Raw genomic sequence first — 25663 nt, forward strand, 5'->3', positions numbered from 1 at the left:
CGCCGCGACTTCCCTCCCAGGGCCGACGACGTCCCCCGCTGCCGATTAGTTGATGAGGACGGTTCCCGTGTCGCTCACCCCACCCTTCTCGAGGTTCAGCACGCTTCCTCCCGCGCAGGGCATGTACGACCCTGCCGCCGAGAAGGACGCCTGCGGCCTCGCGATGGTCGCGACCCTGCGCGGCACCGCAGGGCACGACATCATCACCGCCGCGCTCGACGCGCTGCGCCACCTCGAGCACCGCGGCGCGGTCGGCTCCGACGCCGGCACCGGCGACGGTGCGGGCATCATCACGCAGATCCCCGACGCGTTCCTCCGCGAGGTCGCCGGCTTCGCGCTGCCCGCCGCGGGTGCGTACGCCGTCGGCAACGCGTTCCTGCCCGTCGACCCGACCGCGCGCAGCGCCGTGAAGCAGCAGCTCCAGGCGATCGCGGCCTCCGAGGGCCTCACGGTGCTCGGCTGGCGCGAGGTGCCGGTGCGTCCCGAGGAGCTCGGCACGCTGGCCCGCGCCGCGATGCCCGTCGTGCAGCAGCTCTACGTGACCGGCACGGCGACGACGTCCGAGGGCGAGTCGATCACCGGCATCGACCTCGACCGGCTCACCTTCCGCCTGCGCAAGCGCGCCGAGCGCGAGCTCGAGCTGTACTTCGCCTCCCTGTCGAGCCGCACCATGGTCTACAAGGGCATGGTGACGACGCTCCAGCTGGAGCCGTTCTACCCCGACCTGTCCGACGAGCGCTTCGCCTCGAAGCTCGCGCTCGTGCACTCGCGGTACTCGACGAACACGTTCCCGTCGTGGCCGCTGGCGCAGCCGTTCCGCATGATCGCGCACAACGGCGAGATCAACACGATCCAGGGCAACCGCAACTGGATGCGGGCGCGTCAGTCGCAGCTCGAGTCCGAGGTGCTCGGCGACCTGTCGCCGCTGATGCCGATCGTGACGCCGGGCGCGAGCGACTCGGCCTCGTTCGACGAGGTCGTGGAGTTGCTGACGCTGGCCGGCCGCAGCCTGCCGCACGCCATCATGATGATGGTCCCGGAGGCGTGGGAGAACCAGACCGAGATCGACCCGGCCCGCCGCGCGTTCTACGAGTACCACTCCATGCTCATGGAGCCGTGGGACGGCCCGGCCGCGATCGTCTTCACCGACGGCTCGCTCGTCGGCGCGACCCTCGACCGCAACGGCCTCCGCCCCGGCCGGTACGTCGTCACCGACGACGGCCTCGTCGTGCTCGCGAGCGAGATCGGCGTGCTCGACATCGACCAGTCGAAGATCGTCCGCAAGGGCCGCCTGCAGCCCGGTCGCATGTTCCTCGTCGACACCGAGGCCGGCCGCCTGATCGAGGACGACGAGATCAAGGCCGAGCTCGCGGCGGCGGAGCCGTGGGGCCAGTGGCTCGACACGGGGCGCATCCGCCTCGCCGAACTGCCCGAGCGCGAGCACATCGTGCACCCGCCGGCCTCGGTCAACCGTCGTCAGCGCACCTTCGGGTACACCGAGGAGGAGGTGCGCATCCTCCTGAAGCCGATGGCGCAGACCGGTGCCGAGCCGCTGGGCGCGATGGGCTCCGACACCCCGGTCGCGGTGCTGTCGCAGCGTCCGCGCCTGCTGTTCGACTACTTCACGCAGCAGTTCGCGCAGGTGACCAACCCGCCGCTCGACTCGATCCGCGAAGCGGTCGTGACCTCGCTGGGCTCGTCCCTCGGCCCCGAGCGCAACCTGCTCACCTCCGGTCCCGACCACGCGAACCAGGTATCGCTGACCTTCCCGGTGATCGACAACGACGAGCTCGCGAAGATCGTGCACATCGACCCCATCCGCGGGGCGCGCACGACCGCGACCATCCGCGGCCTCTACCGCTTCGACGAGGGCCCGAACGCCATGCGCGACCGGCTGCGCGTCGTCTGCGACGAGGTCGACGCGGCGATCGAGGCGGGTGCCTCGTTCATCGTGCTGAGCGACCGCGACTCCAACAAGGACCTCGCGCCGATCCCGTCGCTGCTGCTGCTCTCGGCCGTGCACCACCACCTGATCCGCGCCGAGAACCGCATGAAGGTCGGCCTGATCGTCGAGGCCGGCGACGTGCGCGAGGTGCACCACATCGCCCTGCTCGTGGGCTACGGCGCCTCCGCGGTGAACCCGTACCTCGCGATGGAGACCTGCGAGGACCTGGTGCGCTCGGGCGTCATCTCCGGCGTCACCCCGGAGCAGGCGGTCCGCAACGTCATCAAGGCGCTCGGCAAGGGCGTCCTGAAGATCATGTCGAAGATGGGCATCTCGACCATCGCGTCGTACGCCGGCGCGCAGGCGTTCGAGGCCGTCGGCCTCTCGCAGGAGTTCATCGACGAGTACTTCACCGGCACCACGTCGAAGCTCGGCGGCGTCGGCCTCGACGTCATCGCGACCGAGACCCTCGACCGGCACACGTCCGCCTACCCGGAGGACGCCGCGGTGCGCGCGCACGAGCGGCTCGCGACCGGTGGCGAGTACCAGTGGCGGCGGGATGGCTCGCCCCACCTCTTCAACCCGGAGACGGTGTTCCGCCTCCAGCACTCGACCCGCAACCGTCGGTACGACGTCTTCCGCGAGTACACCAAGCTCGTCGACGACCAGGCCGAGGAGCTGATGACGCTGCGCGGCATGTTCGCGCTGCGCACCGGCGCCCGCCCGGCCGTGCCGATCGACGAGGTCGAGCCGATCGAGTCGATCGTGAAGCGGTTCTCGACCGGGGCGATGAGCTACGGCTCGATCTCGAAGGAGGCGCACGAGACCCTCGCGATCGCGATGAACCGGCTCGGCGCCAAGTCGAACACCGGTGAGGGCGGCGAGGACCTCGACCGCCTGCTCGACCCCGAGCGTCGCAGCGCGATCAAGCAGGTCGCGTCGGGCCGATTCGGCGTCACGAGCATGTACCTGACGCACGCCGACGACATCCAGATCAAGCTCGCCCAGGGCGCGAAGCCGGGCGAGGGCGGCCAGCTGCCTCCGGCCAAGGTGTACCCGTGGGTCGCCCGGACGCGGCACGCGACCGCCGGCGTCGGCCTGATCTCGCCGCCGCCGCACCACGACATCTACTCGATCGAGGACCTGAAGCAGCTCATCTTCGACGTGAAGCGTGCGAACCCCAAGGCCCGCGTGCACGTCAAGCTCGTGAGCCAGTCGGGCATCGGCGCGGTCGCCGCCGGCACCGCCAAGGCCCTCGCCGACGTCATCCTCGTGTCGGGCCACGACGGCGGCACGGGCGCCAGCCCGCTGAACTCGCTGAAGCACGCGGGGACGCCGTGGGAGCTCGGCCTCGCCGAGACGCAGCAGACGCTCATGCTGAACGGCATGCGCGACCGCGTCGTGGTGCAGGTCGACGGCCAGCTGAAGACCGGCCGCGACGTGGTCGTCGGCGCCCTGCTCGGCGCCGAGGAGTTCGGCTTCGCGACGGCGCCGCTCGTCGTCGAGGGCTGCATCATGATGCGCGTCTGCCACCTCGACACCTGCCCGGTGGGTGTCGCGACGCAGAACCCGGTGCTGCGGCAGCGCTTCACGGGCAAGCCCGAGTTCGTCGTGAACTTCTTCGAGTTCATCGCGCAGGAGGTGCGCGAGTACCTCGCGGAGCTCGGCTACCGCTCGCTCGACGAGATCATCGGCCGCCGCGAACTGCTCGACATGGACCGCGCGGTCTCGCACTGGAAGACCTCGGGCCTCGACCTGAGCCCGGTGCTCGTGGGCCCCGACTTCTCCGACGCCGAGCCCCGCCGCAACGGCCGGGCGCAGGACCACGAGCTCGACGAGCACTTCGACAACGAGCTGATCCGTCGCAGCCGCCTCGTGCTCGAGCACGGCGGCACGATCGAGATCAACCTCCCGATCCGCAACACGGAGCGCGCCGTCGGCACGATGCTCGGCCATGAGGTGACCGTCCGCCACGGCGAGCACGGCCTCCCGGCGGGCTCGATCGACGTGACCCTCACCGGGTCGGCGGGCCAGTCGCTCGGCGCCTTCCTGCCGGCCGGCATCACGCTCCGCCTGCACGGCGACTCGAACGACTACGTCGGGAAGGGCCTCTCGGGCGGCCAGCTCGTGCTGCGCCCGGTCGAGGAGGCCGGGTTCGTCGCCGAGCAGAACGTGATCGCGGGCAACGTCATCGGGTACGGCGCGACGCGCGGCTCGATGTTCATCCGCGGCATCGTGGGCGAGCGGTTCCTCGTGCGCAACTCGGGTGCGACCGCCGTCGTCGAGGGCGTGGGCGACCACGCGCTCGAGTACATGACGGGCGGCCTCGCGGTCATCCTCGGCGACACCGGCCGCAACCTGGGCGCCGGCATGTCCGGCGGCACGGCGTACGTGCTCGGGCTCCGCGAGGGCCGGGTGAACCGCGAGTCGCTGACCACCGGCGAGCTCGAGCTGCTGCCGCTCGGCAGCGCCGACCGCGAGATCGTGCGCGACCTGCTCGAGCAGCACGTCGCCCAGACCGGTTCCGCGGTCGCGGAGCGGCTGCTCGCCGAGGGCGACGCCGCGCTCGACCGGTTCACGAAGGTGCTGCCGCGCGATTACGCGGCGGTGCTGCGCACCCGTCAGGACGCCGTCGACGAGGGCCTCGACCCCGACGGCGACGTGGTGTGGGGCCGGATCATGGAGGTCACCGGTGGCTGAGCGAGTCATCCGTGTCAAGGTTTCGAAGGACGATCGCGTGGAGGTGACGGGTGGCTGACCCGAAGGGCTTTCTGAAGGTCACCGAGCGTGAGCTGCCCAAGCGGCGCCCCGTTCCGGTGCGCATCATGGACTGGAAAGAGGTGTACGAGGCGGGCGACCCGTCGCAGCTGCGCCGCCAGGCCGGCCGCTGCATGGACTGCGGCGTCCCGTTCTGCCACCAGGGCTGCCCCCTCGGCAACCTGATCCCGGAGTGGAACGACCTCACGTGGCGCGGCGAGGGCCGGGCCGCGATCGAGCGCCTGCACGCCACGAACAACTTCCCGGAGTTCACCGGTCGCCTCTGCCCGGCGCCCTGCGAGTCGGCGTGCGTGCTCGGCATCAACCAGCCGGCCGTCACGATCAAGCAGGTCGAGGTCTCGATCATCGACGAGGCGTTCGGCAACGGCTGGGTGCAGCCGCAGCCGCCGGGGCGCCTGACCGGCAAGACGGTCGCCGTCGTGGGCTCCGGCCCCGCCGGCCTCGCCGCGGCCCAGCAGCTCACGCGCGCCGGCCACACGGTCGCCGTGTACGAGCGCGACGACCGCATCGGCGGCCTGCTGCGCTACGGCATCCCCGACTTCAAGATGGAGAAGAAGCACCTCGACCAGCGGCTCGCGCAGATGACCGCCGAGGGCACGCGCTTCCGCGCCGGTGTCGACATCGGCACCGACATCACGTGGGACGCGCTGCGCGCGCGCTACGACGCGGTCGTCGTCGCCACCGGTGCGATGGTCCCGCGCGACCTGCCCATCCCGGGTCGCGACCTGCCCGGCGTGCACTTCGCCATGGAGTACCTCGTGCAGTCGAACCGCGCGACCGCCGGCGACGACGTCTTCGACCAGATCACGGCCGAGGGCAAGCACGTCGTCGTCCTCGGCGGCGGCGACACGGGTGCCGACTGCATCGGCACCGCGCACCGCCAGGGCGCGCTGACCGTGACGAACCTCGCCATCGGCAAGCAGCCGAGCGCGGTGCGCCCGACCGAGCAGCCCTGGCCGATGCACCCGACCCTCTTCGAGGTGCAGTCCGCGCACGAGGAGGGCGGCAACCGCCAGTACCTCGCCTCGACGGTCGAGTTCCTCGCGAACGAGGACGGCGAGGTGCGGGCCATCCGCGTCGCCGAGACCGAGTACCTCGACGGGCGCCGTGTGCCGAAGGCCGGCACCGAGCGCGAGATCCCGGCCGACCTGGTGCTGCTCGCCCTCGGCTTCACCGGTCCGGAGACCGAGACCGTTGAGCCTCAGCTCGACCTCGCGGTCACCTCGCGCGGCAACCTCGAGCGCGACGCGCAGTACGCGACCGCCGTCCCCGGCGTGTTCGTCGCCGGCGATGCGGGCCGCGGCCAGTCGCTGATCGTCTGGGCGATCGCCGAGGGCCGCGCTGCGGCCGCGGCCGCCGACCGGTACCTTGAAGGGGAGACGCGACTTCCGAGCCCCGTCGCCGCGAACGCACGCGCCTTCTCCGCCTGACATCCGAACGCCGCATCGCGGCACCATGACCACCGCCCGCCTGCCTGCGAGCGGCACACCCTGGGAGCACACAACACATGAGACGAGCGAAGATCGTCGCCACCCTCGGGCCGGCGACATCGAGCTATGAACAGATCCGGGCGATCATCGATGCGGGGGTCGATGTCACGCGGATGAACCTGAGCCACGGCAGCTACGACGTCCACGAGGGCGTCTACCAGAACGTCCGCAAGGCGGCGAGCGACTCCGGCCGCGCCATCGGCGTGCTGGTCGACCTGCAGGGGCCGAAGATCCGCCTCGGCAAGTTCGAGGGCGGACCGTACGAGCTCGCCGAGGGTGACATCTTCAAGATCACCACGGAAGACATCGTGGGCACCAAGGAGATCGTCGGGACGACCTTCAAGGGCCTGCCCCAGGACGTCAAGCCCGGCGACTTCCTGCTCATCGACGACGGCAAGGTGCGCGTCGAGGTGCTCGAGACCGACGGCGTCGTCGTGACGACCAAGGTCGTCGTGGCCGGCCCGGTGTCGAACAACAAGGGCATCAACCTCCCCGGCGTCGCCGTGAACGTGCCGGCCCTGTCCGAGAAGGACGAGGCCGACCTGCGCTGGGGCCTCGAGCTCGGCGCCGACCTCATCGCGCTCTCGTTCGTGCGCAACGCCGAGGACATCGTCCGCGTGCACGAGATCATGGACGAGGTCGGCCGGCGCGTGCCGGTCATCGCGAAGATCGAGAAGCCGCAGGCGGTCGACCACCTCGAGGAGATCATCGAGGCGTTCGACGCGATCATGGTGGCCCGTGGCGACCTCGGCGTCGAGCTGCCGCTCGAGGCCGTGCCGATCGTGCAGAAGCAGGCGATCGAGATCGCCCGCCGGCTCGCGAAGCCGGTCATCGTGGCGACGCAGATGCTCGAGTCGATGACGCACAGCCCCGTGCCGACGCGCGCGGAGACCTCCGACGTCGCCAACGCCATCCTCGACGGCGCCGACGCGGTCATGCTGTCGGGGGAGACGAGCGTGGGCGAGTACCCGGTCGTCACGGTGCAGACCATGGCCCGCATCGTCGAGTCGACCGAGCAGCACGGCCTCGACCGCGTGCCCAAGCTCGGCACGAAGCCCCGCACCCAGTCGGGCGCGATCACGGCGGCGGCGGTCGACATCGCCGACTTCGTCGACGCGAAGTACCTCTGCGTCTTCACCGAGTCGGGCGAGTCGGTGCGACGGATGACCCGCCTGCGCAGCGCGATCCCGATCCTGGCGTTCACGCCCGACCAGGCGATCCGTCGCCGCATGTCGCTGTTCTGGGGCGTCGAGTCGTTCGTCGTCGACCGCGTGACGCACACCGACCAGATGGTCGGCCAGGTCGACGAGGTCATCGTCAAGTCGGGGCGCGCCGTCGACGGCGAGACCGTGATCATCATCTCCGGTTCCCCTCCCGGCATCCCGGGCACCACGAACGACGTGCGCGTGCACAAGGTCGGCGAGGTGCTCTAGCGGTTCCCGTACGACGGGCCCGGCGCGATGCGCCGGGCCCGTCGTCGTCTTCGGTGCTCTCGGGTACTCGTGGGTGGGCTCGGGTACTCGTGGGTGGGCTCGGGTGCTCGCGGGTGGGAGGATCGGCTGGTGCCCACCCGATTCGACTGCCGCACGATCCTCGACACGACGCCGGAGCGGGCGTTCGACGCATCCCGCAGCATCGACCTGCACGTGGCATCCATGCGCCGTTCGCGCGAGCGCGCGGTCGGCGGGGTGACCTCAGGACGGATCGGCCCGGGGAGGAGGTGACCTGGCGCGCCTGGCACTTCGGGGTGCCGTTCCGCATGACCAGCCGGATCACCGAGTACGAGCGTCCCTCGCGCTTCGTCGACGAGCAGGTGCGCGGGCCGTTCGCCGGGTTCCGGCACGTGCATCGGTTCGAGGCGGCGGGTGGCCGTACGACCATGGTCGACGAGGTCGGCTTCGCCGCACCGTTCGGATGGCTCGGGCGCATGGTCGAGCCGGCGCTCCGCGCGTACCTGCGACGTCTCATCGAGGAGCGGAACGCGCACCTCAGGTCGGAACTCGAACTCCGCGGCTGACCGCGTGCCACTCGGTGGTGCCGGTGGTGGGGGTCGAACCCACACGCCCTCTCGGGCAAAGCATTTTGAGTGCTCCGCGTCTGCCATTCCGCCACACCGGCCCAGGGCCTCGGCCAGAATACCGTAGGCTTTCAGCCGTGACAGACAGCGAACCCATCCAGGCGGCGCCGCGCCGCGTCGTCGTCGCGGAAGACGAATCGCTCATCCGCCTCGATATCGTCGAGATCCTCCGTGACAACGGATTCGAGGTCGTCGGCGAGGCCGGAGACGGCGAGACGGCGGTGGCACTGGCCACCGAGCTGCGCCCCGACCTGGTCATCATGGACGTGAAGATGCCCCAGCTCGACGGCATCTCGGCGGCGGAGCGGCTCTCGAAGGGGCACATCGCCCCGGTCGTGCTGCTGACCGCGTTCAGCCAGAAGGAGCTCGTCGAGCGCGCGAGCGAGGCCGGCGCACTGGCCTACGTCGTGAAGCCGTTCACGCCGAACGACCTGCTCCCCGCGATCGAGATCGCCCTCGCCCGCCACGCGCAGATCATCGCGCTCGAGGCGGAGGTCGGCGACCTCGTCGAGCGCTTCGAGACCCGCAAGCTCGTCGACCGTGCCAAGGGCCTCCTCAACGAGAAGATGGGCCTCACCGAGCCCGAGGCGTTCCGCTGGATCCAGAAGGCGTCGATGGACCGCCGACTGACGATGCGCGACGTCTCCCTCGCGATCATCGAGCAGCTCTCGGCGAAGAAGTAGCACCGGCTCGATCGGATCTCCACGGATGCCGCGGCGAGGAATCGCCGCGGCATCCGTCGTCTCCGGGCGTCCCCGCGCGGGCACCGTGACCGGTCGGAGCGTGTCGGGGGCCGCTTGTAGGCTGGGCTGGTGTCGGACCCCGTAAAGCCCACCCTCCTCGTCGTCGACGGTCATTCGCTCGCCTTCCGCGCCTTCTACGCGCTCCCGGTCGACAGCTTCTCGACCCGTGACGGCCAGCACACGAACGCCATCCACGGCTTCCTCTCGATGCTGCTGCTCCTGCTCCAGAACGAGCGGCCCACGCACCTCGCGGTCGCGTTCGACATCTCCCGCTTCTCCTTCCGCACACGCGAGTACGAGGAGTACAAGGGCAACCGCGGCGAGACGCCGCCCGAGTTCAAGGGCCAGGTCCCGCTGCTCCAGGACGCGCTTCGCGCCATGAACATCACCGTCCTCGAGAAGGAGGACTTCGAGGCCGACGACATCCTCGCCACGCTCGCCGCCCGCGGCGAGGCCGACGGCTACCGGGTGCTCGTCGTGTCGGGCGACCGCGACACGATCCAGCTCGTGAACGACGACGTCACGCTGCTCTACCCGAACACGCAGGGCGTGTCGCAGCTGAAGCGCTACGACACCGCGGCCGTCATCGAGCGCTACGGCGTGCGCCCCGAGCAGTACCCCGACATCGCGGCGCTCGTGGGCGAGACGAGCGACAACCTCCCCGGCATCACCAAGGTCGGCGAGAAGACCGCGGTGAAATGGCTGGGCCTCTACGGCGACCTCGAGGGCATCCTCGAGCACGCCGACGAGATCAAGGGCGTCGTCGGCCAGAACCTCCGCGACCAGAAGGAGAACGCGATCCGCAACCGCCGGCTCAACCGGCTGGTGCGCGATGTCGAGCTCGACGTGGCGATCGGCGACCTCGAGGCGCGTCCGATCGACGAGGACGCCGTGCGCGAGATCTTCGGGCGGCTCGAGTTCCGCACCCTGCTCGACCGGGTGCTGAAGCTCGCCGCCGGCGAGGCCAACGGCTCCGCCGCGGAGTCCGTCGCCGTCGAGGCGGCGCCGGCGGCCCCGGTGGTGGCCGCGCCCGTCTCGAAGTCGCTCCTCGACGAGGAGCTCGCGAAGTGGCTGGAGCGCGCCGTGGCGGCGGAGCCGGCCGGGCTCGGACTCCACGTCGACGTGGTCGGCGGCCAGGTCGCGGGGGTCGGCATCGCGACCGCGACGGAGACCGTCCGGCTCGCGTGGCAGCCGGGCCGGCGGGACTACGAGCCGTTCGAGGCGTGGCTCGCCTCCACGGCGCCCAAGATCGTCACCGACGCCAAGCCGCAGCTCGAGGCCATCGCGAGGTCGGGCCTCGAGTTCGACGGACTCGTGGTCGACCCGCTCGTCGCGGGCTGGCTCATGCGCCCCAACCTGCAGGAGAAGACGCTCGTCGACCTCGTCGACCGCTACCTCGGCGAGAAGGTGCCGCAGTCCGACCCCGCGCTGCTGGTCCCCGAGGACGGCGCCGACGCGGGCGCGCCCGAGTTCGCCTGGTACTCGCTCCGCGTCGCGCCCGAGGTGCTCCGCGTCCTGCCGGAGGAGACCCGCCGGCTGCTCGCCGACGTAGAGATGCCCCTCGTGCCGGTGCTCGCGGCGATGGAGGTCCGCGGCGTGCACGTCGACCGTGCGCGGCTGACCGAACTCTCGGCCGAGCTGGGCGCTCGCGCCACAGTGCTCGCGCAGGCCGCCTTCGCGGAGATCGGCCGCGAGGTGAACCTCGGCTCGCCGAAGCAGCTCCAGGAGGTGCTGTTCGACCAGCTCGGCATGCCGAAGACACGGGCCACGAAGACCGGCTACACCACCGACGCCAGCGCCCTCGCCGACCTGCAGGAGTCCAACCCCCACCCGTTCCTCGGGTACCTGCTGGAGCACCGGGACGCGACGAAGCTGCGCCAGATCGTCGACTCCCTCGAGAAGGCGATCGGGGCCGACGGCCGCATCCACACCACCTACGGCCAGATCGGCGCCGCGACCGGGCGCATGTCGTCCAACGACCCGAACCTGCAGAACATCCCCGTGCGCACCGCCGACGGTCGCCGCATCCGCGAGGCCTTCCGGAACGCGCCCGAGTACTCCGAACTCCTCACCGCCGACTACTCGCAGATCGAGATGCGCATCATGGCGCACCTGTCGGGCGACCCCGGGCTCATCGAGGCGTTCAACGCGGGGGAGGACCTGCACCGCTTCGTCGGCGCCCGCGTCTTCTCGGTCGACCCGGCCGATGTCACGCCGCTGATGCGCACGAAGGTGAAGGCCATGTCGTACGGCCTGGCGTACGGGCTCAGCGCCTTCGGCCTCTCCAAGCAGCTCCGGATCGACCGGGCCGAGGCGACGCAGCTCATGAAGGAGTACTTCGCCCGCTTCGGCGCGGTGCGCGACTACCTGCGCGGCGTCGTCGAGCAGGCGAAGGTCGACGGGTACACCGAGACGATCTTCGGCCGGCGTCGTCCGTTCCCCGACCTGAACAGCCCGAACCGGGTCCTGCGGGAGAACGCGGAGCGCGCCGCGCTCAACTCGCCGATCCAGGGGTCCGCGGCCGACATCATCAAGATCGCGATGACGCAGACCGAGCGGGCGATCGCCGAGGCCGGCCTGCGGTCGCGCATGCTCATGCAGGTGCACGACGAGCTCATCTTCGAGGTGGTCGACGGCGAGGGCGACGCGCTCGAGCAGCTCGTGCGCGAGCACATGGGGTCGGCGGCCGACCTGCTCGTGCCGCTCGACGTGCAGGTCGGGCGCGGCGCGAGCTGGGACGACGCGGCGCACTGAGCGCGCCCGCGCGGCGTCGGCGGTCGGGCCTAGGCTCGAACCCATGACTGCTTCCGAGCCGCGACCGACCACCCCCATCGACCGCATCGCGGAGGACTGGGTCGACACGCTCGTCGACCTCGACCCGACGGTGGGCACGTACATCGGCCGTACCGAGTCGAACGGCCGCTACGGCGACTACTCGCCGGCCGGGCACGAGGCGCTCGCCGCCGCAGCCCGACGGGTGGTCGCCGCGCTGGAGGCGGCGACCCCGGTCGACGCCGTCGACGAGGTGACGCGAACCGATCTCTCGAGCGACCTCGGGTTGCTCCTCGAGCGCCACGACGCGAACCTGCACCTCTCGGACCTCAACGTCATCGCGAGTCCCGTCCAGGAGATCCGCGACGCCTTCGACCTGATGCCGACCGCGACGGTGGGCGACTGGGAGCAGGTGTCGGAGCGCCTCGACGCCCTGCCCGATGCCGTCGACGGGTACATCGCGACCCTGCGCGCCGGGATCGCCGCGGGCACCACGCCGGCGCGCCGCCAGGTCGTGGAGGTGCTCGCGCAGGTGCGCCGCCACGCCGCGAGCGGCGGGTTCTTCACGGAGTTCGCAGCGAATGCCGAGCCCGAGTCGGGCGACCTGCCCGCGACCCTGGCCCGCGACCTCGCGGACCGCGCCGGCCAGGCGGCCCTCGCGTACGGGCGCCTCGGCGACTTCCTCGCGGACGAGCTGCACGGCGCAGCCCACGAGCGCGACGGGGTCGGCCGCGACCGGTACGTGCTCGAGTCCCGCCGGTTCCTCGGCGCGCGGATCGACCTCGACGAGACGTACGAGTGGGGCATCGAGGAGCTGGCCCGCATGGTCGCCGAGCAGGACCGCATCGCCGACGAGGTGCTGCCCGGGGCATCCGTCGTCGAGGCCGTCGCCCACCTCGAGGCCGATCCGGCCCGCAAGCTGCAGGGGACCGAGGCGCTGCAGCGGTGGATGCAGGAGACGAGCAACCGCGCCGTCGCGGAGCTCGGCGCGACGCAGTTCGACATCCCCGAGGAGATCCGCACGCTCGAGTGCCTGATCGCGCCGACGAAGGAGGGCGGGATCTACTACACCGGCCCGAGCGACGACTTCACCCGTCCCGGTCGGATGTGGTGGTCGGTGCCGGAGGGCGTCACCGAGTTCGACACCTGGCGCGAGCTGACGACCGTCTACCACGAGGGCGTGCCGGGCCATCACCTCCAGATCGGCCAGGCGGTCGTCAACCGCGGCTCGCTGAACACCTGGCGGCGCCAGCTCGCCGGCTCGTCGGGGCACGCCGAGGGGTGGGCGCTGTACGCGGAGCGGCTGATGGAGGAGCTCGGCTACCTCGACGACCCCGCCGACCGACTGGGCATGCTCGACGGCCAGCGGATGCGCGCGGCCCGAGTCGTGCTCGACCTCGGCGTGCACCTCGGCAAGCCGCGCCTCGACGGCGCAGGGGAGTGGACGGCCGAGTACGCGCTCGACTTCATGCGTCGGAACGCGCAGATGGACGACGCCTTCATCCGGTTCGAGGTGAACCGCTACCTCGGCTGGCCCGGGCAGGCGCCCTCGTACAAGGTGGGTCAGCGCATCTGGGAGCAGTTGCGCGACGACGCGCGCCGACGGGGAGGCGCCGACTTCGACGTCCGCGACTTCCACCGGCGCGCGCTCGCGCTCGGCGGCGTCGGCCTCGACACGCTGCGCAGCGCGCTCGGAGCCGCCTGAACGCGGCGAACGCGTGGTTGCCGCTGTTCCCCGGCATCCGCTAGAGTGGAATGTCACTTTTGTGACGATCCTGTCCGCATGCCTTCGCGGACCACACACTCGACTTCGAGATCGCGAAGGCCCGATCCTGTCCATTACGGAGCAACCACTACATGACCACCACAACGACCAAGGCGCCCAAGCAGGTCGCGATCAACGACATCGGCTCTGCTGACGACTTCCTCGCCGCGGTCGAGAAGACGCTCAAGTTCTTCAACGACGGCGACCTGATCGAGGGCACCGTCGTGAAGATCGACCGCGACGAGGTCCTCCTCGACGTCGGCTACAAGACCGAGGGTGTCATCCCCTCGCGCGAGCTTTCCATCAAGCACGACGTCGACCCCTCCGAGGTCGTCGAGGTCGGCGACACCGTCGAGGCGCTCGTTCTCCAGAAGGAGGACAAGGAGGGCCGGCTCATCCTGTCGAAGAAGCGCGCCCAGTACGAGCGCGCCTGGGGTGACGTCGAGAAGATCAAGGAGACCGACGGCGTCGTCACCGGTTCGGTCATCGAGGTCGTCAAGGGCGGCCTCATCGTCGACATCGGCCTCCGCGGCTTCCTCCCGGCCTCGCTCATCGAGCTCCGTCGCGTCCGCGACCTCACGCCGTACCTCGGCCAGGAGCTCGAGGCGAAGATCCTCGAGCTCGACAAGAACCGCAACAACGTGGTGCTCTCGCGCCGCGCGCTCCTCGAGCAGACGCAGTCCGAGTCGCGTTCGACGTTCCTCGCGAACCTCCACCCGGGCCAGGTCCGCAAGGGTGTCATCTCGTCGATCGTCAACTTCGGCGCGTTCGTCGACCTCGGCGGCGTGGACGGCCTCGTGCACGTCTCCGAGCTGTCGTGGAAGCACATCGAGCACGCCAGCGAGGTCGTCGAGGTCGGCCAGGAGGTCACCGTCGAGGTGCTCTCCGTCGAGCTCGACCGCGAGCGCGTCTCCCTGTCGCTCAAGGCGACGCAGGAGGACCCGTGGCAGGTCTTCGCCCGCACCCACGCGATCGGCCAGGTCGCACCGGGCAAGGTCACGAAGCTGGTGCCGTTCGGTGCGTTCGTCCGCGTCGCGGACGGCATCGAGGGCCTCGTCCACATCTCGGAGCTGTCCGGCAAGCACGTCGAGCTCGCGGAGCAGGTCGTGTCGGTCGGCGAAGAGGTCTTCGTCAAGGTCATCGACATCGACCTCGAGCGTCGCCGCATCTCCCTCTCGCTCAAGCAGGCGAACGAGGGCGTCGACCCCGAGGGCACCGAGTTCGACCCGGCGCTCTACGGCATGCTCACCGAGTACGACGAGCAGGGCAACTACAAGTTCCCCGAGGGCTTCGACCCGGAGACGAACGAGTGGCGCGAGGGCTTCGACGCCGAGCGCGAGAAGTGGGAGCAGGACTACGCTGCGGCCCAGGCTCGCTGGGAGGCGCACAAGAAGCAGGTCGCCACGTCGCAGGCCGCTCAGGCCGCCGACGACTCGTTCGCGGGTTCGGCGTCCTACTCGAGCGACTCGGCTCAGGGCGGCACCCTCGCCGACGACGCGTCGCTCGCGGCGCTGCGCGAGAAGCTCTCGAGCAACAACTAGTCGCTCAGGCGCTACGCACTGGAAGGCCGGTCCCCTCGGGGGCCGGCCTTCCGGCGTATCGGGGCCGCGGCGCGTGGGCGCACGGGGGCTGCGAGGCAGGTGGGCGGATCGGAGCCGCCGCGAGCCTGGGCTTCCGCGCCGCCGACGGATGCCGCGAACGAGGTTCCCCGGAGGGAGGTGCTCCGGTCAGGCGGGCGGCGCCACCGAGGGCGGGCCATCCGACCCGACATCGAGGCCTGCGGCCCGCGCGCGCTCGGCCCGACGTCGCGCGAGACGGCGCAGCAGCACGACGGCGAGCACGACGGCGAGGACGACGCCCAGGACCACCAGGACCGGCACGAGGATCGCGGCGAACGCCAGCGCGGTGGACGCGACGTCCTCGATGCCGCTCGCGATCGGGGCGCCGATCCCCGCGGTCATGCCGTTGATGATCGGCCGTGCGACGGCCTTGGCGAGGTGTACGGCCAGCGCGATCGCCGCGCCGATGGCGATCGGCACCCACTGGCCCGACTCGACGAAGGCGGCGGGGTCGGTGACCGCGACGGTGGTCGCCGCGGTGCCCGATCCGAACGCCAGCCCTCCGGCGGTCGGGCGCACGATCGTCTGCACCACGTCGTTGACGCTGTCGAACCCGGGAACCTTGTCGGCCGCCATCTCCACGACGAGCAGCACGACCATCACGAGCAGGACCCACTCGTTCGAGAGCCAGGCCCAGGGGGCCGGCAGTTCGAACGAGCCCGGTGAAGCGATCCAGCGCACCGAGCACGATGAGCGGGATCCACGCGTTGAGGCCGGCGGCGAGCGCCAGTCCCATCCCGGTGAGCAGTTCGAGCATCCGAGTCCTCCTCCGAGAAGTCTCCCATCGTCGGCGATAGCATGACGTCGTGTACCTCATCGGCCTGACCGGCGGCATCGCGTCCGGCAAGTCCACCGTCGCGCGGCGGCTCTACGAGCACGGCGCGATCCACATCGACGCCGATCAGCTGGCTCGGCGGGTGGTCGAGCCGGGCACACCGGCACTGGCCGCGATCGTCGAGGCATTCGGCCCCGGGATGCTCCGGGCTGACGGCACCCTCGACCGCGAACGCCTCGGCGCGCTCGTGTTCGCCGACGGTGCGGCGCGAGAGCGGCTCAACGCGATCGTGCACCCCGCGGTCCGCGAGCTGTCCGGTCGGTTGATCGAGGCGGCGGAGGCCGCCGATCCCGACGCCGTCGTGGTGTATGACGTGCCGCTGCTGGTCGAGGCCCGGGTGGACCATCCGTTCGACCTGGTCGTCGTCACCGAGGCGCCGCGACGGGCGCAGGTGTCGCGGCTCGTCGAGGAGCGGGGCATCGAGCCCGCGCAGGCCGAGGCGCGCGTCGACGCGCAGGCCGCCCCGGAGGAGCGGCGGGCGATCGCCGACGTCGTGATCGACACGGGGGAGTCCCTCGCGCACACGATGAGCCAGGCCGACGCCCTGTGGGCCCGGATCGTCGGGGAGCAGCGGGCCGCACGCGCCTGATCCGGAGCGCGTCGCACGGGCGACTGCGGCCGGGCGATCGTCGAGAGCGAACGCCGGCGGTGGTGTCGGTGGGTGTTCCTAGACTGGAACGATGGAGACGACGCGATCCGTCCGGCCGTTCGAGGTCGTGAGCGAGTACCGGCCGAGCGGCGACCAGCCGCAGGCGATCGCCGAGCTCGCCGGGCGGATCAACGCGGGCGAGACCGACGTGGTGCTGCTCGGTGCGACGGGCACCGGCAAGTCGGCCACCACGGCGTGGCTCATCGAGCAGGTGCAGCGACCGACCCTGGTGCTCGCCCACAACAAGACCCTCGCAGCGCAGCTGGCGACGGAGTTCCGCGAGCTGATGCCGAACAACGCCGTCGAGTACTTCGTCTCGTACTACGACTACTACCAGCCCGAGGCGTACGTCCCGCAGACCGACACCTTCATCGAGAAGGACTCGTCGGTGAACGCGGAGGTCGAGCGGTTGCGTCACTCGACGACGAACTCGCTCCTGAGCCGCCGGGACGTCGTGGTGGTCTCGACGGTGTCGTGCATCTACGGACTCGGCACGCCGGAGGAGTACCTGTCGGCGATGATGCCGCTGCAGGTCGGGCAACGGGTCGATCGCGACTGGCTCATCCGCAAGTTCGTGTCGATGCAGTACCAGCGCAACGACATCGACTTCTCCCGGGGCAACTTCCGGGTGCGCGGCGACACGATCGAGATCATCCCGATCTACGAGGAGCGGGCGATCCGCATCGAGATGTTCGGCGACGAGATCGAGGCGCTCTACAGCCTGCATCCGCTCACCGGCCAGGTGATCGAGCGACTCGATGCGGTTCCGGTGTTCCCGGGCTCCCACTACGTCGCGTCGACCGACGTCATGCAGCGCGCGCTCGGCACCATCCGCGACGAACTCGACGAACGCCTGCAGGAGCTCGAGCGCGAGGGCAAGCTCCTGGAGGCCCAGCGCCTGCGGATGCGCACCACCTTCGACCTCGAGATGATGGAGCAGATCGGCTTCTGCTCGGGCATCGAGAACTATTCGAGGCATATGGACGGACGGATGCCGGGGGAGGCGCCGCACTGCCTGCTCGACTACTTCCCCGACGACTTCCTCGTGGTGATCGACGAGTCCCACGCGACCGTCCCGCAGATCGGCGCCATGTACGAGGGCGATTCGTCGCGCAAGCGCACGCTCGTCGAGCACGGCTTCCGGCTGCCGAGCGCGCTCGACAACCGCCCGCTGAAGTGGGACGAGTTCAAGGCTCGCGTCGGGCAGACGGTCTACCTCTCGGCGACGCCGGGGCGGTACGAGATGGGCATCGCCGACGGGGTCGTGGAGCAGATCATCCGTCCGACCGGCCTGGTCGATCCCGCCATCGTCGTGAAGCCGTCGAAGGGGCAGATCGACGACCTCCTCGAGGAGATCCGCATCCGCGCGGAGCGCGACGAGCGCGTGCTCGTGACGACGCTGACGAAGAAGATGGCCGAAGAGCTGACGGACTTCCTCACCGAGGCGGGCGTGCGGGTGCGGTACCTGCACTCCGACGTCGACACGCTGCGGCGCGTCGAGCTCCTCACCGAGCTGCGCGCCGGGGTCTACGACGTGCTGGTCGGCATCAACCTCCTGCGCGAGGGCCTCGACCTGCCCGAGGTGTCGCTCGTCGCGATCCTCGACGCCGACAAGGAGGGATTCCTCCGCTCCTCGACGTCGCTCATCCAGACGATCGGTCGTGCGGCGCGCAACGTGTCGGGCGAGGTGCACATGTACGCCGACGTGATGACCGATTCGATGGCGAACGCGATCGAGGAGACGAACCGGCGCCGCGACAAGCAGCTGGAGTACAACCGGGTCAACGGGATCGACCCGCAGCCGCTCCGCAAGCGCATCGCGGACATCACGGCGGCGCTCGTCCGCGAGGAGGCCGACACGGCCGCGCTGCTCGCCGGTCGCGACACGAAGCAACGCGCGCCCGTGCCCGCGGGGCGGCGCGGCATCGCGGCGGAGGGCGCGAACGACCTCGAAGACCTGATCCGCGACCTCAACGACCAGATGCTCGAGGCCGCGGGCGAGCTGAAGTTCGAGCTGGCCGCGCGCCTGCGCGACGAGGTCTCCGAACTCAAGCGCGAGCTGCGCCAGATGGAGAAGGCGGGCCACCTGGGGTGAACCGGTCGCGCTGATTCGAACATGTGTTCGCTCTCAGCATGTGCCGGACGGGGGAGCGTGTCGGAGGGGGTTCGTAGACTCGTATGGTGCCAGTCTCACGTCTCGATGCCCATTCGCGCCTGAGTGTCCGCGGTGCCCGCGTGCACAACCTGCACAACGTGGACGTCGAGATCCCGCGCGACGCCATGGTCGTGTTCACGGGCCTCTCGGGGTCCGGCAAGTCGTCGCTCGCGTTCGACACGATCTTCGCCGAGGGGCAGCGCCGCTACGTCGAGTCGCTGTCCGCGTACGCGCGGCAGTTCCTCGGGCAGGTCGACCGCCCCGACGTGGACTTCATCGAGGGGCTGAGCCCTGCCGTCTCGATCGACCAGAAGTCGACGAACCGCAACCCGCGCTCGACGGTCGGCACGATCACCGAGATCTACGACTACATGCGCCTGCTCTGGGCGCGCATCGGCGTGCCGCACTGCCCGGTGTGCGGTGAGCGCATCCAGCGGCAGACGGTGCAGCAGATCGCCGACCGGCTCATGGAGCTCGAGTCCGGCACCCGCTTCCAGGTGCTGAGCCCGGTCGTGTCGAAGAAGAAGGGCGAGTTCGTCGACCTCTTCCGCGACCTCGCGGCGCAGGGCTACAGCCGTGCGGTCGTCGACGGCGAGCTCATCCGCCTCGACGAGCCGCCGACCCTGAAGAAGCAGGTCAAGCACGACATCTCGGTGGTGATCGACCGGCTCGTGGCATCCGATGAGATCCTCGGCCGCCTGACCGATTCCCTCGAGACCGCGCTGCGCCTGACCGACGGCCTGGTGCAGGTCAACTACGTCGACGCCGAAGGCCCCGACGCGTGGCAGACCTTCTCCGAGAAGCTGTCGTGCCCGAACCAGCACCCGATCCAGCTCACCGAGATCGAGCCGCGCACCTTCTCGTTCAACGCGCCGTTCGGCGCCTGCCCCGAGTGCTCGGGGCTCGGCACCCGCATGTCCGTCGACGACGAGCTGCTCCTCGGCGACCCGGCGGCGAGCATCGCCGGCGGCGTGATCATCCCCTGGACGAGCCAGGGCAAGAGCCTCTACAACTACTACGAGAAGCTCCTCGACGGGCTCGCGCGCGACCTCGGCTTCTCGCTCGACACGCCGTGGCAGGACCTCCCCGACGAGGCGCAGCGCGCGGTGCTGCACGGCGAGAACTTCGAGGTCAAGGTCCGCTGGCGCAACCGCTACGGGCGCGAGATGAGCTACACGTCGGGCTTCGAGGGCGTCGTGCCCTACATCGAGCGGCAGTACGCGCAGGCCGAGACCGACGTGCAGCGCGCCCGGTGGTCGGAGTACCTGCGCGAGGTGCCGTGCCCGGTCTGCGACGGCAAGCGGCTGAAGCCCGAGGTGCTCTCGGTGCTCATCCACGACCACAGCATCGCCGACGTCGGCCTGCTGAGCCTGACCGACGCCCGTGCCTTCATGGACCGACTCCAGCTCACCGACCGCGAGCAGGCGATCGCGGCGCAGGTGCTCCGCGAGATCAAGCTCCGGCTCGACTTTCTCATCCGGGTCGGGCTGAGCTACCTCGACCTGGCGCGCGCCGCGGGCACCCTCTCCGGCGGCGAGGCGCAGCGCATCCGGCTCGCCACGCAGATCGGGTCGGGCCTCACCGGCGTCCTCTACGTGCTCGACGAGCCGAGCATCGGCCTGCACCAGCGCGACAACCGACGCCTCATCGACACGCTCGTCGCACTCCGCGACCTCGGCAACACGCTCATCGTGGTCGAGCACGACGAAGACACGATCCGCACTGCCGACTGGATCGTCGACATCGGGCCGGGCGCGGGCGTGAACGGCGGCACGGTGGTGCACTCCGGCAGCTACGCCGACCTGCTCGCGAACACGCGCTCCATCACGGGCGACTACCTGGCCGGGCGTCGGGAGATCGCCGTCCCGTCCAAGCGCCGCCCGATCGACCGCGAACGCCTCGTGCGCGTCGAGGGCGCGCAGGCGAACAACCTGAAGCACGTCGACGCCGACTTCCCGCTCGGCGTCTTCACCGCCGTGACCGGCGTGAGCGGTTCGGGCAAGTCGTCGCTCGTCAACGACATCCTCTATCGGGTGCTCGCCAACCGGCTCAACGGCGCCCGCAAGGTGCCGGGCAAGCACCTCCGCGTCACCGGGCTCGACCACCTCGACAAGGTCGTGCACGTCGACCAGGCGCCCATCGGGCGCACCCCGCGGTCGAACCCGGCGACGTACACGGGCGTGTTCGATCGCATCCGTACGCTCTTCTCCGAGACGGTGGAGGCGAAGGCCCGCGGCTACCTGCCCGGTCGCTTCAGCTTCAACGTCAAGGGCGGCCGCTGCGAGGCGTGCTCGGGCGACGGCACGATCAAGATCGAGATGAACTTCCTCCCGGACGTGTACGTCGCGTGCGAGGTCTGCGAGGGGCGCCGGTACAACCGCGAGACGCTGCAGGTGCACTACAAGGGCAAGAACATCGCCGAGGTGCTCGAGATGCCGATCAGCGAGGCGGCGGAGTTCTTCGAGCCCATCTCGGCGATCCATCGCTACCTGAAGACCCTCGTGGACGTGGGGCTCGGGTACGTGCAGCTCGGCCAGAGCGCGACGACCCTCTCGGGCGGTGAGGCGCAGCGTGTGAAGCTCGCGACCGAGCTCCAGCGCCGCTCGAACGGCCGGAGCGTGTACGTGCTCGACGAGCCCACCACCGGCCTCCACTTCGAGGACGTGCAGAAGCTCCTGAAGGTGCTCGGCAAGCTCGTCGACAAGGGCAACACCGTCATCGTCATCGAGCACAACCTCGACGTCATCAAGTCGGCCGACTGGATCATCGACCTCGGTCCCGAGGGCGGTTCCGGCGGCGGCACGATCGTCGCGGCCGGCACGCCGGAGCAGGTCGCCGCGCACCACGACAGCCACACCGGGTACTTCCTCCGCGAGATCTTCGACGCCGTCGACGGCCGCGCCGTCGCCGCCAGCTGAGCATGGCGGGGACGGTCCCGTACCGGCCGAAGGCGGGGGAGATCCCGACCGACCCGGGCGTCTACCGCTTCCGCGACGCCGACGGACGGGTGCTCTACGTCGGCAAGGCGAAGAACCTCCGCGCGCGGCTCTCGAACTACTTCGCGCCGCTGCACACGCTCCACGAGCGCACGCGCCGGATGGTCACGACGGCCTCGTCGGTGTCGTGGACGGTCGTCGCGACCGAGGTCGAGGCGTTCCAGCTCGAGATCACCTGGATCAACGACTTCAAGCCGCCGTTCAACGTGCGCTTCAAGGACGACAAGTCGTATCCGTACCTCGTGGTGACGCTCGCGGAGGAGGCACCGCGGGCGATGGTGTCGCGCAAGCGGGGCATCCCGGGCGCCCGGTACTTCGGGCCGTACCCGAAGGTGTGGGCGGTGAACGAGACGCTCGACCTCATGCTGAAGCTGTTCCCGATCCGCACCTGCAAGGACAGCGACTACCGGCGCGCGATGGCGACCGGCAAGCCCTGCTTCGCCGGCCAGATCGGGCGGTGCTTCGGGCCGTGCTCGGGGCGGGTCACGATCGAGGAGCACCGGGCGAACGTCGACCGCTTCGTCGCGTTCATGCAGAACCAGGACCGTCGCATCATCACCGACCTCGAGCGGGAGATGCGCCAGGCCGCCGCGGTACAGGACTACGAGACCGCCGCCCGGCGCCGCGACGAGCTCGCCGCGGCGAACGCATTCTTCGAGAAGAGCGCGATGGTGCTCGGGGAGCACGTCGACCTCGACGTGTTCGGGATCGACCACGACGAGCTCGCCGCGGCCGTGCACCTGTTCGTCATCCGAGGAGGCAGAGTCCGCGGCGTCCGGTCCTGGACCGTCGACAAGGAGCTCGACGTGCCGCTCGGCGAGCTCATCGACTCGGTCCTCGAGAACGCGTATGCCGACGACATCCGTCCGCCCGGCGAGGTCGTGGTGCCCGAGCTGCCCGACGACCACGAGGCGCTCGAGGGCTGGCTCAGCGGGGTCGCGGGCCGGCGCGTGCGGCTCCGGGTCGCGCAGCGCGGCGACAAGGCCGCCCTCCTCGAGACGGCGACGCAGAACGCCCGCCAGGCGCTGATGCTCTACAAGACGCGCCGCAGCGCCGACTTCACGACCCGCTCGCGGGCCCTCGAGGACATCCAGGAGGCGCTCGGCATGCCGGATGCCCCGCTCCGCATCGAGTGCTTCGACGTGTCGCACCTGTCCGGCACGAACATCGTGGCCTCGATGGTGGTCTTCGAGGACGGCCTGCCGCGGAAGGACGAGTACCGACGCTTCACCATTCCGAGCTCGACCGACGACACCGACTCGATCCACCAGGTGCTCACCCGCCGGCTCGCGTACCTGGCCGGTCCCGGCGCGGCCGATCCCGATGGCGAGGCCGTGGCAGACGCCGTGCCCGAGTCATCCGACACGCCCGAGGCATCCGACACGCCGCCCGCCCGCCGCGCGAAGTTCGCATATCGACCGAACCTCCTGGTCGTCGACGGCGGCCAGCCGCAGGTGCAGGCCGCGGCGCGAGCGCTGCTCGAATCGGGCGTGCAGGGCATCTCGCTGTGCGGGATTGCGAAGCGGCTGGAGGAGATCTGGACGCCCGACGCCGACTTCCCGGTGATCCTGCCGCGCAACTCCGACGCGCTCTTCCTCTTCCAGCGCGTCCGCGACGAGGCGCACCGGTTCGCGATCACCCATCAGCGACAGCGTCGCAAGCGCGACATCGGCACGGTGCTGAGCGACGTGCCGGGCCTCGGGCCGGCACGGGTCAAGGAGTTGCTGCGGCACTTCGGGTCGGTGGCCAGGTTGAAGGGCGCGACGCCGGCCGAGATCTCCGAGGTGAAGGGCATCGGCCCGACGCTCGCCGACGCCGTCCACCGGCGGCTGGGCGCCGCTGGGGACGACGGGCGCGGGTAGGCTTGGGGCGGCAACCGGGAAGGGGGCGTCCGCGGATGGGTGATGAGGACGAGCAGGAGATGCTCATCGTCACGGGGATGTCGGGCGCCGGCCGGTCGACCGTGGCCGACGCGCTCGAGGACCTCGGGTGGTACGTCGTCGACAACCTGCCGCCGCAGATGCTCCGCCCCCTCGTCGAGCTCGTCGAACGTGCCGGCGCGTCGCTGCCGAAGATCGCGGCCGTCGTCGACGTGCGCGGGCGCGACTTCTTCCTCGAGCTGAAGGACATCATCCAGGCGCTGCGCAGTGGCGTGAACGTGCGGGTGGTCTTCCTCGATGCGACCGACGCCGTGCTGGTGCGCCGCTTCGAGTCCGTGCGCCGTCCGCACCCCCTGCAGGAGGACGGCACGATCCTCGACGGCATCCAGGTCGAACGGGCGCGGCTCGCGCCGCTGCGGGAGACGGCCGACCTCATCGTCGACACGTCGGAGCTGAACATCCACCAGCTCGCGAACCTCGTGACGGAGTCGTTCGCGGAGGCCGGTCGCGCCGGGGTCCGGGTGACCGTGATCAGCTTCGGGTTCAAGTACGGGCTCCCGACCGACGCCGACCTCGTGGCCGACGCGCGATTCCTGCCGAACCCGTTCTGGGTGCCCGAGCTCCGGCCGCACACGGGCCTCGACGACGACGTCTCGGGGTACGTGCTCGGCCAGGACGGAGCCGGCGACTTCCTCGACGCCTACGAGGCGGCGCTGCGTCCCGTGCTCGCCGGATACCAGCGTGAGAACAAGCGGCATGCGACGATCGCGATCGGATGCACCGGCGGGAAGCACCGTTCGGTCGCGATGGCCGAGGAGCTCGCGCGCCGCATCGGCGGCAATCCCGACGTCGCGGTCAGCGTCCGGCACCGCGACCTCGGTCGGGAGTGACCCGCAGCGTCGCGCGCACCCCGACCCGCACGCCGCCCGCCGGCGACCGACTTCGAACCGAAACAGAGATGGGAAACACCAGGTGGCATTGACGGCTGACGTGAAGGAAGAGCTCGCGCGCGTGGAGGTCTCGAAGACGAGCGTGCGCGCGGCGGAGCTCGCGTCGATCCTCCGCTTCGCAGGCGGACTGCACATCATCTCGGGTCGCATCGCGATCGAGGCGGAGCTCGACAGCCCGACCGTCGCGCGTCGCGTGACCCGTGACCTCGGCGAGCTGTACGGCGTACGACCGGATGTCTCGGTCGTCGCCGGTTCCGGGGTGCGGCGGCAGAACCAGTACCTCGTGCGGGTGCTCGAGGGCGGCGAGACGCTCGCCCGCCAGACGGGCCTCCTCGACGCGCGCCGTCGTCCGGTGCGGGGTCTCCCGAACCGCCTCACCACGGGTTCCCGGCCCGAGGTCGCCGCGGTCTGGCGCGGGGCCTTCCTCGCCCAGGGGAGCCTGACCGACCCGGGGCGGTCGGCCGCCCTCGAGATCACCTGCCCGGGCAACGAGGCGGCGATGGCGCTCGTCGGCGCGGCCGGGCGCCTGGGCGTGCCGGCGAAGGCGCGCGAGGTGCGCGGCGTGCATCGCGTCGTGATCCGCGACGGCGAGGCGATCAGCGCGATGCTCGAGCACATGGGCGCCGACGGCACCGTGCGCAACTGGGAGGAGCTGCGCCAGCGCCGTGAGGTGCGCGCGACCGCGAACCGCCTCGTCAACTTCGACGACGCCAACCTGCGCCGGAGCGCGCAGGCGGCGGTCGCGGCGTGCGCCAGGGTCGAGCGCGCGATGGAGATCCTCGGCGACGAGATCCCCGACCACCTGCGCTACGCGGGCGAGCTCCGGCTGGCGCACCGTGACGCGAGCCTCGACGAGCTCGGCCACCACGCGGACCCGCCGATGACGAAGGACGCGGTCGCCGGGCGCATCCGCCGCCTCCTCGCCATGGCCGACAAGCGCGCGGTCGAGCTCGGCGTGCCCGACACCGAGGCCGACCTGCCGGCCGACCTCGACGTCGTGTGACGCAAC

The 25663-nt window shown here is 70.5% G+C and carries 16 protein-coding genes and 1 tRNA gene; 15 read left to right on the plus strand and 2 right to left on the minus strand.

The annotated features are described in order from the left end of the window. Nucleotides 1-52 precede the first annotated feature (52 nt). The 5 genes from gltB to ACGGZK_RS12950 all read left to right on the plus strand — a co-directional run bounded on the left by gltB (nucleotide 53) and on the right by ACGGZK_RS12950 (nucleotide 8230). Nucleotides 53-4645: a glutamate synthase large subunit gene (gene gltB, locus ACGGZK_RS12930; protein ID WP_395243048.1), complete on the plus strand. Its 4593-nt coding sequence runs from the start codon at nucleotides 53-55 to the stop codon at nucleotides 4643-4645. A 50-nt stretch (nucleotides 4646-4695) separates the two neighbouring features. Continuing rightward, complete coding sequence (locus ACGGZK_RS12935) at nucleotides 4696-6153, plus strand: glutamate synthase subunit beta (RefSeq protein WP_395243049.1); 1458 nt, start codon at nucleotides 4696-4698, stop codon at nucleotides 6151-6153. Nucleotides 6154-6230: 77 nt separating this feature from the next. Further along, nucleotides 6231-7646, plus strand: coding sequence for a pyruvate kinase (gene pyk, locus ACGGZK_RS12940; RefSeq protein WP_395243050.1), 1416 nt, complete (start codon nucleotides 6231-6233; stop codon nucleotides 7644-7646). Between the two features lie 129 nt (nucleotides 7647-7775). Continuing rightward, entirely contained in the window at nucleotides 7776-7937 is a 162-nt protein-coding gene (locus ACGGZK_RS12945; RefSeq protein ID WP_395243051.1) for a hypothetical protein, read from the plus strand. Next, nucleotides 7934-8230 (plus strand): SRPBCC family protein, encoded by a 297-nt coding sequence (locus ACGGZK_RS12950; RefSeq protein WP_395243052.1) that lies wholly within the window; start codon nucleotides 7934-7936, stop codon nucleotides 8228-8230. The genes ACGGZK_RS12945 and ACGGZK_RS12950 overlap by 4 nt, the downstream gene beginning before the upstream one ends. Before the next feature lie 15 nt (nucleotides 8231-8245). On the opposite strand, the gene ACGGZK_RS12955 is transcribed toward ACGGZK_RS12950, so the two are convergent. Beyond that, nucleotides 8246-8331 (minus strand) — tRNA-Leu (locus tag ACGGZK_RS12955). Nucleotides 8332-8367: 36 nt separating this feature from the next. On the opposite strand from ACGGZK_RS12955, the gene ACGGZK_RS12960 reads away from it, so the two are divergent. The 4 genes from ACGGZK_RS12960 (at nucleotide 8368) to rpsA (ending at nucleotide 15111) form a co-directional block, all read left to right on the plus strand. Beyond that, a complete protein-coding gene (locus tag ACGGZK_RS12960; protein ID WP_395243053.1) occupies nucleotides 8368-8973 on the plus strand; it encodes an ANTAR domain-containing response regulator in 606 nt (201 codons plus the stop codon). A 129-nt stretch (nucleotides 8974-9102) separates the two neighbouring features. Continuing rightward, entirely contained in the window at nucleotides 9103-11787 is a 2685-nt protein-coding gene (polA, locus tag ACGGZK_RS12965; RefSeq protein WP_395243054.1) for a DNA polymerase I, read from the plus strand. Nucleotides 11788-11830: 43 nt separating this feature from the next. Next, the gene (locus tag ACGGZK_RS12970; protein ID WP_395243055.1) at nucleotides 11831-13510 is read left to right on the plus strand and encodes a DUF885 domain-containing protein; all 1680 of its coding nucleotides are present in this window, start codon (nucleotides 11831-11833) and stop codon (nucleotides 13508-13510) included. A 152-nt stretch (nucleotides 13511-13662) separates the two neighbouring features. Then, on the plus strand, nucleotides 13663-15111 hold the full coding sequence (gene rpsA, locus ACGGZK_RS12975) for a 30S ribosomal protein S1 (protein WP_395243056.1): 1449 nt from the start codon (nucleotides 13663-13665) through the stop codon (nucleotides 15109-15111). 186 nt (nucleotides 15112-15297) lie between these two features. On the opposite strand, the gene ACGGZK_RS12980 is transcribed toward rpsA, so the two are convergent. Continuing rightward, nucleotides 15298-15870, minus strand: a complete 573-nt coding sequence (locus ACGGZK_RS12980; RefSeq protein WP_395243057.1) for a DUF4126 domain-containing protein — start codon at nucleotides 15868-15870, stop codon at nucleotides 15298-15300. Nucleotides 15871-15995: 125 nt separating this feature from the next. On the opposite strand from ACGGZK_RS12980, the gene coaE reads away from it, so the two are divergent. The 6 genes from coaE (at nucleotide 15996) to whiA (ending at nucleotide 25657) form a co-directional block, all read left to right on the plus strand. Continuing rightward, nucleotides 15996-16613 carry a dephospho-CoA kinase gene (coaE, locus tag ACGGZK_RS12985; RefSeq protein WP_395243058.1) on the plus strand — a complete coding sequence of 206 codons (618 nt, stop codon included), beginning with the start codon at nucleotides 15996-15998 and terminating at the stop codon, nucleotides 16611-16613. 91 nt (nucleotides 16614-16704) lie between these two features. Continuing rightward, nucleotides 16705-18768, plus strand: coding sequence for an excinuclease ABC subunit UvrB (uvrB, locus tag ACGGZK_RS12990; protein ID WP_395243059.1), 2064 nt, complete (start codon nucleotides 16705-16707; stop codon nucleotides 18766-18768). 83 nt (nucleotides 18769-18851) lie between these two features. Continuing rightward, nucleotides 18852-21746 (plus strand): excinuclease ABC subunit UvrA, encoded by a 2895-nt coding sequence (gene uvrA, locus ACGGZK_RS12995; RefSeq protein ID WP_395243060.1) that lies wholly within the window; start codon nucleotides 18852-18854, stop codon nucleotides 21744-21746. A 2-nt stretch (nucleotides 21747-21748) separates the two neighbouring features. After that, complete coding sequence (gene uvrC, locus ACGGZK_RS13000) at nucleotides 21749-23686, plus strand: excinuclease ABC subunit UvrC (protein WP_395243061.1); 1938 nt, start codon at nucleotides 21749-21751, stop codon at nucleotides 23684-23686. 35 nt (nucleotides 23687-23721) lie between these two features. Continuing rightward, nucleotides 23722-24594, plus strand: a complete 873-nt coding sequence (gene rapZ / locus ACGGZK_RS13005; protein ID WP_395243062.1) for an RNase adapter RapZ — start codon at nucleotides 23722-23724, stop codon at nucleotides 24592-24594. An 82-nt stretch (nucleotides 24595-24676) separates the two neighbouring features. Then, nucleotides 24677-25657: a DNA-binding protein WhiA gene (whiA, locus tag ACGGZK_RS13010; RefSeq protein ID WP_395243063.1), complete on the plus strand. Its 981-nt coding sequence runs from the start codon at nucleotides 24677-24679 to the stop codon at nucleotides 25655-25657. Nucleotides 25658-25663 lie beyond the last annotated feature (6 nt).

The organism is Agromyces sp. MMS24-K17, from assembly GCF_043950245.1.
Classification (GTDB): Bacteria; Actinomycetota; Actinomycetes; order Actinomycetales; family Microbacteriaceae; genus Agromyces.

What these genes read in the sequence shown, in the direction of transcription:
- gltB (WP_395243048.1), top strand. Translation starts at nt 53, where the DNA reads ATGAGGACGGTTCCCGTGTCGCTCACCCCACCCTTCTCGAGGTTCAGC.
- pyk (WP_395243050.1), top strand. Translation starts at nt 6,231, where the DNA reads ATGAGACGAGCGAAGATCGTCGCCACCCTCGGGCCGGCGACATCGAGC.
- ACGGZK_RS12970 (WP_395243055.1), top strand. Translation starts at nt 11,831, where the DNA reads ATGACTGCTTCCGAGCCGCGACCGACCACCCCCATCGACCGCATCGCG.
- rpsA (WP_395243056.1), top strand. Translation starts at nt 13,663, where the DNA reads ATGACCACCACAACGACCAAGGCGCCCAAGCAGGTCGCGATCAACGAC.
- uvrB (WP_395243059.1), top strand. Translation starts at nt 16,705, where the DNA reads ATGGAGACGACGCGATCCGTCCGGCCGTTCGAGGTCGTGAGCGAGTAC.
- uvrA (WP_395243060.1), top strand. Translation starts at nt 18,852, where the DNA reads ATGGTGCCAGTCTCACGTCTCGATGCCCATTCGCGCCTGAGTGTCCGC.
- uvrC (WP_395243061.1), top strand. Translation starts at nt 21,749, where the DNA reads ATGGCGGGGACGGTCCCGTACCGGCCGAAGGCGGGGGAGATCCCGACC.
- rapZ (WP_395243062.1), top strand. Translation starts at nt 23,722, where the DNA reads ATGGGTGATGAGGACGAGCAGGAGATGCTCATCGTCACGGGGATGTCG.